Source organism: Streptomyces aurantiacus (genome assembly GCF_001418335.1).
Lineage (GTDB): Bacteria > Actinomycetota > Actinomycetes > Streptomycetales > Streptomycetaceae > Streptomyces > Streptomyces aurantiacus.
The window spans coordinates 80,698-93,482 of record NZ_LIPP01000005.1 but is presented as its reverse complement, the minus strand read 5'-3'; the positions used below and the strand labels follow the sequence as shown (position 1 = coordinate 93,482).

Genomic DNA, 12,785 nt, shown 5'->3' with positions numbered 1-12,785 from the left:
CTGATACGCGCCCGACTTGCCGATCAAGAAAGACCATGGGGAATCGGAATGAGCACCAACTGGATCGAAAAGGCACAGCGGTTGGGTGACGGAAGCATCGGAGGCGCGATGGACCATCCGTCGGTTCCCGGCCGCGTCGTCTGGCACACGACGGAGAGCGGCACGGGGGACGACGCGTTCACTTCGGTGGCGGCGCATCTGATCCGTGTCGCCGCCGAGCCGCACCTGCTGTACGACCCGACGACCGACCGGCTCGGCCAGTACGGCCCGCTGAAGCAGAGCGCCCGCGCGCTGCGCAACGACGGGTCGACGAGGACCAACCGCGTCGGGAAGGTCTGCATCCAGATCGAGGTGCTCGGGCGGGCCGCGAAGCCGTTCACCAAGACCTGGAAGCCGGGCCCGAACTACCGGGCCATGATGGCCGCGATCCGCTCCTGGAACATCCCGGACACCTTCCCGGCCGGGCGTCTCGCGACCTCGGGCGCCGACGCGACCAACCGCCCCCGCTCGGTGTGGATGAGCAAGGGCGGTCACTACGGCCACGCGAACATCCCGGGCAACGACCACTGGGACCCGGGCAGCATCGACAAGGCCGCCCTCTTCGAGGCGGCCCCGGCCGGCAAGCCGGGTACCGGCACCACTCCCGCCAAGCCCGTCGTCGACCTCAGCAATCTGATCGCCGCCGCGCGGCGCGACCCGGGCCTGCCCCAGGGCGGCACGACGCACAAGCCGGACGTCCTGGTCGTCGAAAAGGCCCTCGTGGCCGAGGGGTTGCTGCCCGCCCAGTGGGCCGACGGCTCCTTCGGCTCCAGGACCGTCGAGGCGTACGCGGCCCTCCAGCGCCGTTACGGCTTCAGCGGCGCCGACGCGAACGGCATCCCGGGCCAGACCACCCTCGGCAAGCTCGGGCGGCAGCACGGCTTCACGGTCAAGGCCTGACCGGCCGATCCGGCGTATCCGGCGGATACGACCGGTCCATCGGATGTCAGGGGGGGCCGGAGGGGTCGAACCGTTGCAGGTCCGGGCGTCGGACGGTGATACTGGCGCTCGGTCCACGGGGGAGAGGCATGAGTACTCAGGTCGTCACGGACACCATGGTGCGCGTGGAGAACATCCACCGCTCGTACGGCAGCGGAGCCACCGCCGTACACGCCCTGCGCGGAGTGTCGTTCGACATTCCGCGCGGCGAACTCGTCGCGCTCAAGGGGCGTTCGGGGTCGGGCAAAACGACCCTGCTGAACCTCGTCGGCGGGCTCGACGAACCGGACGAGGGCCGGATCACCGTCGACGGACTCGACCTCTCCGGGCTCGGGGAGAACGGGCTCCTTGAGCTGCGCCGGGACCGTATCGGCTTCGTCTTCCAGTCCTTCGGGCTCATCCCGATCCTGACGGCCGCCGAGAACGTGGGCGTGCCCATGCGGCTGCGCCGGGCCCACCCGCGCGAGCGCGAGGAGCGCGTCGAACTGCTGCTCTCCCTGGTCGGGCTCGCCGACCACGCGGCACAGCGGCCCGGTGAGCTCTCCGGAGGCCAGCAGCAACGCGTCGCCATCGCCCGCGCCCTCGCGAACAACCCGGCGCTCCTCATCGCCGACGAGCCCACCGGCCAGCTCGACGCCGAGACGGGTATCGGGGTGATGGAGCTGCTGCGGGCGGTCGTCCGCAGCGAGCGGGTCACCGCGCTGGTGGCCACCCACGACGCGGCCCTCCTGGACCTGGCCGACCGGGTCCTGGAACTGAGCGACGGCGAAATAGTGGAGAGCTGACGCTGCGGACCGGCGTCCTGGACCGGCGCTGCGGACCGGTGCCGCGCACCGGCGTCCCGCACCGATGCCCGGACTCGGCTCCGGCCCGAGCCAGGAGCAGCGCCCGGGGCCCGGGCGTCAGGGTTCTGTCAAAGACGCCCGCGCCCGGGCCTCCCGTCCCGTTCGCCCCAATCGTCGGCCGTAGGGTCTACTCAGCGCACACGATGCGTTCGGGAAGACAATGAGGCCATGGGACGCGGCAAGCTTCGGATCTACCTCGGTGCGGCACCGGGCGTCGGCAAGACGTACGCGATGCTGTCCGAGGCGCACCGCCGTGTCGAGCGGGGCGCGGACTGTGTGGTGGCGTTCGTCGAGCACCACGACCGGCCGCGTACGGAAGTCATGCTGCACGGCCTGGAACAGATCCCCCGCAGGGAGCTGGCCCACCGGGGCACCGCCTTCACCGAGATGGACGTCGACGCCGTCCTGGAGCGCGGCCCGGCCGTCGCCCTGGTGGACGAACTGGCGCACACCAATGTCCCCGGCTCCCGCAACGCCAAGCGCTGGCAGGACGTCGAGGAGCTGCTCGCCGCCGGCGTGGACGTCGTCTCGACGGTCAACATCCAGCACCTGGAGTCGCTCGGTGACGTGGTCGAGTCCATAACCGGCGTGCGCCAGCGGGAGACCGTCCCGGACGAGGTGGTGCGGCGGGCCGACCAGATAGAGCTCGTCGACATGTCGCCGCAGGCGCTGCGACGGCGGATGGCGCACGGCAACATCTACAAGCCCGACAAGGTCGACGCGGCCCTGTCCAACTACTTCCGCCCCGGCAACCTCACCGCGCTGCGCGAGCTGGCCCTCCTCTGGGTCGCCGACCGCGTCGACGAGTACCTCCAGCAGTACCGCGGCGAACACGGCATCCGCTCCACCTGGCAGGCCCGCGAACGCATCGTCGTCGGCCTGACCGGCGGACCCGAGGGCCGTACGCTGATCCGCCGGGCCGCCCGACTGGCCGAGAAGGGCGCAGGCGGCGAGGTGCTCGCCGTCTACATCGCCCGCAGCGACGGCCTCACCGCCGCCTCGCCCAAGGAACTGGCCGTCCAGCGGACCCTCGCCGAGGACCTCGGCGGCACCTTCCACCACGTCGTGGGCGACGACATCCCGACCGCGCTGCTGGAGTTCGCACGCGGCGTCAACGCCACCCAGATCGTGCTGGGCTCCTCGCGGCGCAAGGCCTGGCAGTACGTGTTCGGGCCCGGCGTCGGCGCCACCGTCGCCCGGGAGTCGGGGCCCGACCTGGACGTGCACATCGTCACGCACGACGAGGCGGGCAAGGGGCGCGGTCTGCCGGTCGCCCGGGGCGCCCGCCTGGGCCGGTCCCGGATCATCCTGGGCTGGCTGGTCGGTGTCGTCGGCCCGGCCGTCCTCACCCTGCTGCTGACCCACGCCGACGCGGACCTCGGGCTCGCCAACGACATGCTGCTGTTCCTGACCCTGATTGTGGCGGCGGCCCTGCTCGGCGGACTCCTTCCGGCGCTCGCCTCGGCGGCCCTCGGCTCGCTCCTGCTGAACTACTTCTTCACGCCGCCACTGCACCGGCTGACCATCGCGGATCCCAAGAACCTGGTCGCCATCGCGATCTTCGTGGGCGTCGCCATCTCGGTCGCGTCGGTGGTGGACCTCGCGGCCCGCCGCACCCATCAGGCGGCCCGGCTGCGCGCCGAGTCCGAGATCCTCTCCTTCCTGGCGGGCAGCGTCCTGCGGGGCGAGACCAGCCTCGACGCGCTCCTTGAGCGGGTCCGCGAGACCTTCGGCATGGAGTCGGTCGCGCTCCTTGAGCGCGCCGGCGACGTCGACCCGTGGACCTGCGCGGGCAGCGTGGGCCCGCGTCCGCCGACGCTCCCCGAGGCCGCGGACGTGGACATGCCGGTCGGCGACCACACCGCGCTCGCCCTCTCCGGCCGGGTGCTGCCCGCCGAGGACCGCCGGGTGCTGGCCGCCTTCGCCGCCCAGGCCGTCGTCGTGCTGGACCGCAAGCGTCTCCAGCAGGAGGCCGGGCAGGCCCGCGCGCTCGCCGAGGGCAACCGCATCCGTACGGCGCTCCTGGCCGCCGTCAGCCATGACCTGCGCACCCCGCTGGCCGCCATCAAGGCCGCCGTGACGTCCCTCAGGTCGGACGACGTGGCCTGGTCCGAGGAGGACGAGGCGGAGCTCCTCGAAGGCATCGAGGCGGGCGCCGACCGGCTCGACCACCTGGTGGGCAACCTGCTCGACATGTCCCGCCTGCAGACCGGCACGGTCACCCCGCTGATCCGCGAGATCGACCTGGACGAGGTCGTCCCGATGGCCCTGGGCGGCGTACCGGAACACAGCGTCGAACTGGAGATCCCCGAGACCCTGCCCATGGTCGCGGTCGACCCGGGCCTGCTGGAGCGCTCGGTCGCCAACATCGTCGAGAACGCCGTCAAGTACAGCCCCGCCGGAGAACGCGTCCTCGTCGCCGCCAGCGCGCTCGGCGACCGGGTGGAGGTGCGGGTCGTGGACCGTGGCCGGGGCGTCCCCGACGAGGCGAAGGATCGTATCTTCGCCCCCTTCCAGCGGTACGGCGACGCCCCGCGCGGCGCCGGAGTGGGCCTCGGCCTCGCGGTCGCCCGCGGCTTCGCCGAGGCCATGGGCGGCACCCTCAACGCCGAGGACACCCCGGGCGGCGGCCTCACGATGGTCCTCACGCTCAGCGCGGGCCCCTCCCGTCCAGGCCCCCTCGCGGACGCCGCCGCCGAACCCGTACAAGGCGCAGGGCCCGCCCACGCCGCAGGACCCGCCCACGCCGCAGGACCCGTACAACCGGAAAGGCAGGCCTCATGACCCGTGTCCTCGTGGTCGACGACGAGCCGCAGATCACCCGAGCCCTCGTGATCAACCTCAAGGCACGCAAGTACGAGGTCGACACGGCCCCCGACGGTGCCACTGCGCTCCAGCTCGCGGCCGCCCGCCACCCCGACGTGATCGTGCTCGACCTGGGCCTGCCCGACATGGACGGCGTCGAGGTGATCAGGGGGCTGCGCGGCTGGACGCGCGTACCGATCCTCGTGCTGTCCGCCCGGCACTCCTCCGACGAGAAGGTCGAGGCCCTCGACGCGGGCGCCGACGACTACGTGACCAAGCCCTTCGGCATGGACGAACTGCTCGCGAGGCTCCGGGCGGCCGTCCGCCGGGCCGAGCCCACCGGGGGCGGCGAGGACGACGTGATCGTCACGACGGAGGACTTCACCGTCGACCTGGCCGCCAAGAAGGTCAACCGGGCGGGCCGCGACGTACGCCTGACCCCCACCGAGTGGCACTTCCTGGAGGTGCTGGTGCGCAACGCGGGCCGTCTGGTCAGCCAGAAACAGCTGCTCCGGGAGGTCTGGGGCCCCTCCTACGGCACCGAGACGAACTACCTGCGGGTCTATATGGCCCAGCTCCGCCGCAAACTGGAGGCGGACCCGTCGCATCCGCGGCACTTCGTCACCGAGCCGGGGATGGGATACCGGTTCGAGCGGTGAGCGGTGACCACGGGTACGTAAGTGTCAGCGCCCTTCGGTACGCTTTGAGACATGAGTGCTGTCCCTCGTTCCGAAAAGCCGGTGGGCCGGTTCCGGCGCATGCTCGACCGGCTCTCCTCCTCCCAGGAGGACCTGGAGTCGGAGGAGCTGAGAGAGGACTCCGAGACCACGGGCTGCACGCGCATCGGCGACTGCCGCGACCGACAGGTGGTCACGGTTACTGGTACCTTGCGCACGGTCACTCTGCGCCCGAGGGCCGGTGTTCCGGCCCTGGAGGCCGAGCTGTTCGACGGTTCGGCCGCCCTGGACGTGGTGTGGCTGGGCAGGCGCTCCATAGTGGGGATAGAACCCGGACGCAAGCTGATCGCGTCGGGCCGGATCTCGATGAGCCGGGGCCGCCGTGTGCTGTTCAATCCCAAGTACGAACTCAGACCCCTCGGACGGGAGTAGCCGGTGACGTCGCTCGACAAGCCGACCGAAGACGCCCAGCGGGATGCGCGGGCGGTGACCGAGGCCGCGCTCTTCGAGGCGTTCGGCGGTCTGCGGGGCATGATCGAGACGGTCCTGCCGGGCCTGCTCTTCGTTACGATCTACACGATCAACAAGGACCTGCACTCGGCGGCCATCGCCGCCCTCGGTGTCTCGATCCTGCTGGTCGTGGTCCGCCTGGTCATGAAGGGCACCGTCAAGCACGCGTTCAGCGGTGTCTTCGGTGTCGCCTTCGGTGTCGTCTTCGCGATGATGACGGGCAACGCGAAGGACTTCTATCTGCCGGGCATGCTCTACACGCTCGGCCTCGCCCTCGCCTACCTCGTCACGACGCTCGCCGGCGTCCCCCTGATCGGCCTGATCCTCGGCCCGGTCTTCAAGGAGAACCTCTCCTGGCGCACGCGCAACCCCGGCCGCAAGAAGGCGTACGCGAAGGCCAGTTACGCCTGGGGCCTGATCTTGCTCGCCAAGTGCGCGATCCTCTTCCCGCTCTACTGGTGGGGCGACACCACCCAGTTCGGCTGGGTCCTGATCGCGCTCAAGATCCCGCCCTTCCTGCTCGCGGTCTGGCTCACCTGGGTCTTCCTCGCGAAGGCTCCGCCGCCGATCGACGTGTTCGCGGAGATGGAGGCGGCGGAGAAGGCGGAGCGGGAGGGTAAGTCGGTGGCTCCCTCCGCTGAGTAGGCGCCCTCTGCCGGTGTGGGCCACTGGGGGCTGCCGCCCCCAGACCCCCGCGTCGGCCTGAACGGCCTCGTCCTCGAACGCCGGACGGGCTGGGTGGTGCCCGACCAGGCTGAGAAGAGCTGAGAAGAGATACGAAGAGGGGGCGCCCGGAGAACTCCGGGCGCCCCCATTCTCGTACCTCCGGGGCTCAGCCCGTCGTGTTCTGGCGGCGGACCGACAGCAGGTCCTCCAGTTGTTCCTCGCGGGCCTGGGCCGCCACGAACAGCAGCTCGTCGCCCGCTTCCAGGGAGTCCTCCCGGGTCGGGGTGAGCACCCGGGTGCCGCGGATGATGGCGACGAGGGAGGTGTCCTCCGGCCATGCCACGTCGCCGACCTGCGTACCGGCGAGGGCGGACTCCGGGGGCAGGGTCAGTTCGACGAGGTTGGCGTCGCCGTGGCTGAAGCGCAGCAGCCGGACCAGGTCGCCGACGCTCACCGCCTCCTCGACCAGGGCCGACATCAGGCGCGGGGTCGAGACGGCGACGTCCACGCCCCACGACTCGTTGAACAGCCATTCGTTCTTGGGGTTGTTGACGCGGGCGACGACCCGCGGGACCCCGTACTCGGTCTTCGCGAGCAGTGAGACGACGAGGTTGACCTTGTCGTCACCCGTGGCCGCGATCACCACGTTGCAGCGCTGGAGCGCCGCCTCGTCGAGGGAGGTGATCTCGCAGGCGTCGGCGAGGAGCCACTCCGCCCGCGGGACGCGCTCGACCGAGATGGCGGTCGGCGCCTTGTCGACCAGCAGGACCTCGTGCCCGTTCTCCAGGAGCTCGCCCGCGATCGAGCGGCCCACGGCGCCGGCACCGGCAATGGCGACCCTCATCAGTGACCGCTCTCCTCTTCGGGGCCCTCGGCGAACGACGCCTCGACCTTCTCGATGGCGTCCGTACGCATCATCACGTGCACCAGGTCGCCCTCCTGCAGCACGGTCTGAGAGCTGGGCAGAACCGCCTCGCCCAGCCGGGTGAGGAAGGCCACGCGCACCCCGGTCTCCTCCTGGAGCCGGCTGATCCGCTGGCCCACCCACGCCGTCGACGCGTGCACCTCGGCGAGCTGCACCCCGCCGGTGGGGTCGCGCCACAGCGGCTCGGCGCCCGACGGCAGCAGCCGGCGCAGCATCTGGTCGGCCGTCCAGCGGACGGTGGCGACGGTGGGGATGCCCAGGCGCTGGTAGACCTCGGCGCGGCGCGGGTCGTAGATGCGTGCCGCCACGTTCTCGATGCCGAACATCTCGCGGGCCACCCGGGCGGCGATGATGTTCGAGTTGTCGCCGCTGGAGACCGCGGCGAAGGCGCCGGCCTCCTCGATGCCCGCCTCGCGCAGGGTGTCCTGGTCGAAGCCGACGCCGGTCACCCGACGGCCGCCGAACCCGGAGCCGAGCCGTCGAAAGGCCGTGGGGTCCTGGTCGACCACGGCGACCGTATGCCCCTGTTGCTCCAAGGTCCGGGCAAGAGCGGAACCCACTCTCCCGCAGCCCATGATGACGATGTGCACGACCGTCCTTCCGGTGTGAAAAGTACTGCTCAGGCTGACACGCTAAGACAGGGTCTCAGACCGACGCCCAAGCTACACACGCACCGTCCGTGGGCGGCACCCCCGTGTGCCCCCGCGCACCTCCGCGGGCGGCGCGTCGTGCGCACGCGCCCACTGCTTGCCGATATTTGCCACTGTCCGCGACTGCCCGCCACTGACCGCCGCTGGTTGCTACTGATCCCTGCCGACCGCCGCCGACCGCCGACGATCAGCGACGGCTGATGCTCCGCACGCTGACGAGAGTCAGGATTCCGAGGCCGACAAGTCCGGCGGCGGCGCCGATGAGTTCAGCGGTGGCGTGCATGGAACCTCCATGAATTGGCAAAGAGTGGCAAACTTTTGGCTTTTTTCATATAGGCATGGGGATACGTCTGGTCGAGGAATCCATAGGCGTGACCGCACCGGATTTCACTCGTAGAGCAGATCGAGAGCAGATCGCAGGCGATTCGCGGGCAGATAGCGGCGGATCACCGGCAGCTCGTGGGCAGGTCGCGGGCACACATCCGTGCGATCGAACGCCACCGGGGGCGGGGGAGGGTGGGCGAGGGCCTGTTCGACCGCTTACGATCCTCACCGTGTCCAAACTGACCGACGTGCCTAAACGGATCTTGATCGGGCGCGCACTGCGCAGTGACCGGCTCGGAGAGACACTCCTGCCGAAGCGCATCGCACTCCCCGTTTTCGCTTCCGACCCGCTCTCCTCCGTGGCCTACGCGCCGGGAGAAGTGCTGCTCGTCCTGTCCATCGCGGGCGTGTCGGCCTATCACTTCAGCCCCTGGATCGCCGTCGCGGTCGTCGTGCTGATGTTCACCGTTGTCGCCTCCTACCGGCAGAACGTGCACGCCTACCCCAGCGGCGGCGGCGACTACGAGGTCGCCAACACCAACCTCGGCCCCAAGGCCGGCCTCACCGTCGCCAGCGCGCTGCTCGTGGACTACGTCCTCACCGTCGCCGTGTCGATCGCGTCCGGCATCGAGAACCTCGGCTCGGCGATCCCGTTCGTCATCGAACACAAGGTCCTCTGCGCGATCGCCGTGATCGTGCTGCTCACGCTGATGAACCTGCGCGGGGTCAAGGAGTCGGGAAAGCTCTTCGCGATCCCGACGTACGTGTTCGTCACGGGTGTCTTCCTGATGATCGCGTGGGGCGCGTTCCGCGGGATCGTCCTCGGCGACACGATGAAGGCGCCGACCGCCGACCTGGAGATCAAGGCAGAGCACCAGGGGCTCGCGGGTTTCGCCCTCGTCTTCCTGCTGCTGCGCGCCTTCTCCTCCGGCTGCGCGGCGCTCACCGGCGTCGAGGCGATCAGCAACGGCGTCCCGGCCTTCCGCAAGCCCAAGTCCAAGAACGCGGCGAGCACGCTCGCGGCGATGGGCCTGCTCGCCGTCACCATGTTCTGCGGCATCATCGCGCTGGCCATGGCGACGAAGGTCCGCATGGCCGAGAACCCGGCGCACGACCTGCTGGAGAACGGCGCCGCGGTCGGCGCCGACTACGTCCAGAACCCGGTGATCTCACAGGTCGCCGAGGCCGTGTTCGGCGACGGCAGCTTCCTGTTCATCGTGCTCGCGGCGGCCACCGCGCTCGTCCTCTTCCTGGCCGCGAACACCGCGTACAACGGGTTCCCGCTGCTCGGCTCGATCCTCGCCCAGGACCGGTATCTGCCGCGCCAGCTGCACACCCGCGGTGACCGGCTCGCCTTCTCGAACGGCATCGTGCTGCTCGCAGGCGCGGCCATCCTGCTGATCTGGATCTACGGCGCCGACTCGACCCGCCTCATCCAGCTCTACATCGTCGGCGTGTTCGTGTCCTTCACACTGAGCCAGACCGGCATGGTCCGGCACTGGAACCGCCACCTGGCCACCGAGAAGGACCCGGCCAAGCGCCGCCGCATGGTCCGCTCCCGGGCCATCAACGCGTTCGGTGCCTTCTTCACCGGCCTTGTGCTGGTCGTCGTACTCGGCACCAAGTTCACGCACGGCGCCTGGGTCGCCCTGCTGGGCATGGTGATCTTCTACGCGACGATGTCCGCGATCCGTAAGCACTACGACCGGGTGGCCGAGGAGATCGCCGCGCCCGAGGGCCCGTCCGACGACAGCGTGCGCCCCTCCCGCGTCCACTCCGTCGTCCTGATCTCCAGGATCCACCGGCCGACGCTGCGCGCCCTCGCCTACGCCAAGCTGATGCGTTCCGACTCCCTTGAGGCGCTCAGCGTCAACGTCGACGCGGCCGAGACGAAGGCCCTGCGGGACGAGTGGGAGCGGCGCGGCTTCACCGTGCCGCTGAAGATCCTCGACTCGCCGTACCGCGAGGTCACGCGGCCGGTCATCGAGTACGTGAAGGGGCTGCGCCGCGAGTCCCCGCGCGACGTGGTGTCGGTGATCATCCCCGAGTACGTGGTCGGCCACTGGTACGAGCACCTGCTGCACAACCAGAGCGCGCTGCGGCTCAAGGGCCGGCTGCTGTTCACGCCGGGCGTGATGGTGACGTCCGTGCCCTATCAGCTGGAGTCCTCCGAGCTGGCCAAGAAGCGGGCCCGCAAGCGGCAGGAGTGGACGGCTCCGGGCTCGGTGCGGCGCGGTCCGGCGGCGGAGCGGCACAAGGAGCCCACGGACCCGAAGAACTGAGGCTCCCGGCGGAGCGGGCAGGGTGGCAGGGCCGGCAGAGCGGTTGGCAGGGCCGGCCGGCTTGTGGTGAGCGGTGTGGTGAGCGGTCGGGCGGCGTCCACGTAGACTGGTGGGCTGTGGTCCGGCCGGTCCGGCCGTAAGTTCCCCCCATTCCCCCTTTCGTACCTTTCGCATCTGGAGTCACCCCGCAATGCAGGCAGAACCGAAGAAAACGCCGGCGGGGTCGCTCGTGGGGCAGGAGTACGAGGTCGAGATCGGCCCCGTAGCGCACGGCGGGCACTGCATCGCCCGTACCGACGCCGGCCAGGTCCTCTTCGTACGGCACGCGTTGCCCGGCGAGCGGGTCGTGGCGCGGGTGACGGACGGCGAGGAGGACTCGCGCTTCCTGCGCGCCGACGCGGTCGAGATCCTGGACGCGTCCAAGGACCGGGTGGCGGCCCCGTGCCCCTACGCCGGCCCCGGGCGCTGCGGCGGCTGCGACTGGCAGCACGCCAAGCCGGGTGCGCAGCGGCGGCTGAAGGGGGAGGTCGTCACCGAGCAGCTCCAGCGGCTCGCGGGCCTCACGCCGGAGGAGGCCGGCTGGGACGGCACGGTGATGCCGGCCGAGGGCGACAAGCTGCCCCCCGGCGAGGTGCCCGCATGGCGTACGCGCGTGCAGTACGCCGTCGACGAGGACGGCAACGCCGGTCTGCGCCGCCACCGCTCGCACGAGGTCGAGCCGATCGAGCACTGCATGATCGCCGCGCCCGGGGTCTCCGAGCTGGGCATCGAGAAGCACGACTGGTCCGGCATGGAATCGGTCGAGGCGATCGCCGCGACGGGTTCGCAGGACCGCATGGTGATCCTCGAACCGAAACCCGGTGCCCGGCTGCCCCTCGTCGAACTCGACAAGCCGGCCTCCGTCATGCGCGTCGAGGAGCACGACGGCGGGATCCACCGGGTCCACGGCCGCGCCTTCGTCCGCGAGCGCGCCGACGGGCGTACGCACCGGGTCGGCAGCGGCGGCTTCTGGCAGGTCCACCCGCAGGCGGCCGACACCCTGGTCAAGGCCGTCATGCAGGGCCTGCTGCCGCGCAAGGGCGACATGGCGCTCGACCTGTACTGCGGCGTCGGCCTCTTCGCCGGCGCCCTCGCGGACCGCCTCGGCGACAAGGGCGCGGTCCTCGGCATCGAGTCGGGCAAGCGCGCGGTGGAGGACGCCCGGCACAACCTCGCCGCGTTCGACCGCGTCCGCATCGAGCAGGGCAAGGTCGAGACGGTCCTCCCGCGCACCGGCATCAAGGAGGCCGACCTGATCGTCCTGGACCCGCCGCGCGCGGGCGCCGGCAAGAAGACGGTCCAGCAGCTGGCCGCACTGGGCGCCCGCAAGATCGCATACGTGGCCTGCGACCCGGCGGCGCTGGCACGGGACCTGGCGTACTTCAGGGAGGGCGGGTACCGGGTGCGGACGCTGCGGGCGTTCGACCTGTTTCCGATGACGCACCATGTGGAGTGCGTGGCGATCCTTGAACCGGTGGCGAAGGGCGTCTGACCTGGGGTTTCGCGCGTGCGCGTTATGTGCGGTGTGGGCGTTACGGGCGATATCTTGACGCTGAAATGACGCCCGTGACGCTCATTTGACGCTCGTTCTGATGGGGTGTCAGGTGGGTTGCGCCGCTGGTCGGACGATCCGATGCGTAGGCCGGTCAAGCGTGATCGCCGAGAATTTCGTGGTGCCAAGCGGTCAGGCTCAGTCACCGGTGCGGACCGCCCGGCAGGTTCTTCGCCTTCTGGTGGTACAGGGCTCGCACGTCGCTGACCAGTAGAAACGATGCTAGTTGGAATGTGTGACTGGCCGCTGGCCCGCGTCTGGTCCGGATCTTGGCTTCGGAACCTTGGTTCAGAGCGTGTCCCGGCAGTCAGCGGAATCAGTCTGCTGACGCACGCTGTCGGCCGGGTTGATACCTCGTAGAGAGGAACAGCGGACTCATAATCCGCTGGCCGTGGGTTCGAGTCCCACCCGCCCCACCTCAGTAGCGCCCTGACCTGCGGAAACGTTCCTCGTGAGGTATCGGAGGGGCAACTTCGGTTGAACGGACTGAATCCGCTGCTCGCGAGTTCGGAAAGTCGTGGGTGCTGTGCTG

General features: G+C 70.2%; 10 protein-coding genes and 1 tRNA gene. 9 read left to right on the top strand and 2 right to left on the bottom strand.

Annotated elements, in window-relative coordinates; all coding sequences use genetic code 11:
* Positions 1-48: 48 nt before the first annotated feature.
* The 6 genes from AOK01_RS01015 to AOK01_RS00990 all read left to right on the top strand — a co-directional run bounded on the left by AOK01_RS01015 (position 49) and on the right by AOK01_RS00990 (position 6,460).
* Positions 49-939, top strand: a complete 891-nt coding sequence (locus AOK01_RS01015) for a peptidoglycan-binding domain-containing protein (RefSeq protein WP_055507330.1) — start codon at positions 49-51, stop codon at positions 937-939.
* 128 nt (positions 940-1,067) lie between these two features.
* Positions 1,068-1,763, top strand: a complete 696-nt coding sequence (locus AOK01_RS01010) for an ABC transporter ATP-binding protein (protein ID WP_055507328.1) — start codon at positions 1,068-1,070, stop codon at positions 1,761-1,763.
* A gap of 228 nt (positions 1,764-1,991) precedes the next feature.
* Positions 1,992-4,607 carry a sensor histidine kinase gene (locus tag AOK01_RS01005; protein ID WP_055507326.1) on the top strand — a complete coding sequence of 872 codons (2,616 nt, stop codon included), beginning with the start codon at positions 1,992-1,994 and terminating at the stop codon, positions 4,605-4,607.
* On the top strand, positions 4,604-5,287 hold the full coding sequence (locus AOK01_RS01000) for a response regulator (protein ID WP_055507324.1): 684 nt from the start codon (positions 4,604-4,606) through the stop codon (positions 5,285-5,287). Before AOK01_RS01005 ends, AOK01_RS01000 begins: the two co-directional genes overlap by 4 nt.
* A gap of 51 nt (positions 5,288-5,338) precedes the next feature.
* Positions 5,339-5,737 carry an OB-fold nucleic acid binding domain-containing protein gene (locus AOK01_RS00995; RefSeq protein WP_079103077.1) on the top strand — a complete coding sequence of 133 codons (399 nt, stop codon included), beginning with the start codon at positions 5,339-5,341 and terminating at the stop codon, positions 5,735-5,737.
* 3 nt (positions 5,738-5,740) lie between these two features.
* Positions 5,741-6,460 (top strand): DUF3159 domain-containing protein, encoded by a 720-nt coding sequence (locus AOK01_RS00990; RefSeq protein WP_055507322.1) that lies wholly within the window; start codon positions 5,741-5,743, stop codon positions 6,458-6,460.
* A 187-nt stretch (positions 6,461-6,647) separates the two neighbouring features.
* Here AOK01_RS00990 and AOK01_RS00985 read toward each other — a convergent pair whose 3' ends face one another.
* Together AOK01_RS00985 and AOK01_RS00980 are read right to left on the bottom strand one after the other, a co-directional pair.
* Positions 6,648-7,325 (bottom strand): potassium channel family protein, encoded by a 678-nt coding sequence (locus AOK01_RS00985; protein ID WP_055507320.1) that lies wholly within the window; start codon positions 7,323-7,325, stop codon positions 6,648-6,650.
* Positions 7,325-7,996, bottom strand: a complete 672-nt coding sequence (locus tag AOK01_RS00980) for a potassium channel family protein (RefSeq protein WP_055507318.1) — start codon at positions 7,994-7,996, stop codon at positions 7,325-7,327. Before AOK01_RS00980 ends, AOK01_RS00985 begins: the two co-directional genes overlap by 1 nt.
* 614 nt (positions 7,997-8,610) lie before the next feature.
* On the opposite strand from AOK01_RS00980, the gene AOK01_RS00975 reads away from it, so the two are divergent.
* The 3 genes from AOK01_RS00975 to AOK01_RS43305 all read left to right on the top strand — a co-directional run bounded on the left by AOK01_RS00975 (position 8,611) and on the right by AOK01_RS43305 (position 12,669).
* Entirely contained in the window at positions 8,611-10,662 is a 2,052-nt protein-coding gene (locus AOK01_RS00975; protein ID WP_055507316.1) for an APC family permease, read from the top strand.
* Between the two features lie 190 nt (positions 10,663-10,852).
* Positions 10,853-12,193, top strand: coding sequence for a class I SAM-dependent RNA methyltransferase (locus AOK01_RS00970; protein WP_055507314.1), 1,341 nt, complete (start codon positions 10,853-10,855; stop codon positions 12,191-12,193).
* 415 nt (positions 12,194-12,608) lie between these two features.
* Positions 12,609-12,669, top strand: a tRNA-Ile gene (locus tag AOK01_RS43305).
* The last annotated feature ends 116 nt before the right edge of the window (positions 12,670-12,785 follow it).

What these genes read in the sequence shown, in the direction of transcription:
- AOK01_RS00985 (WP_055507320.1), bottom strand. Translation starts at nt 7,325, where the DNA reads ATGAGGGTCGCCATTGCCGGTGCCGGCGCCGTGGGCCGCTCGATCGCG.
- AOK01_RS00995 (WP_079103077.1), top strand. Translation starts at nt 5,339, where the DNA reads ATGAGTGCTGTCCCTCGTTCCGAAAAGCCGGTGGGCCGGTTCCGGCGC.
- AOK01_RS01005 (WP_055507326.1), top strand. Translation starts at nt 1,992, where the DNA reads ATGGGACGCGGCAAGCTTCGGATCTACCTCGGTGCGGCACCGGGCGTC.
- AOK01_RS01000 (WP_055507324.1), top strand. Translation starts at nt 4,604, where the DNA reads ATGACCCGTGTCCTCGTGGTCGACGACGAGCCGCAGATCACCCGAGCC.
- AOK01_RS00970 (WP_055507314.1), top strand. Translation starts at nt 10,853, where the DNA reads ATGCAGGCAGAACCGAAGAAAACGCCGGCGGGGTCGCTCGTGGGGCAG.
- AOK01_RS01010 (WP_055507328.1), top strand. Translation starts at nt 1,068, where the DNA reads ATGAGTACTCAGGTCGTCACGGACACCATGGTGCGCGTGGAGAACATC.
- AOK01_RS01015 (WP_055507330.1), top strand. Translation starts at nt 49, where the DNA reads ATGAGCACCAACTGGATCGAAAAGGCACAGCGGTTGGGTGACGGAAGC.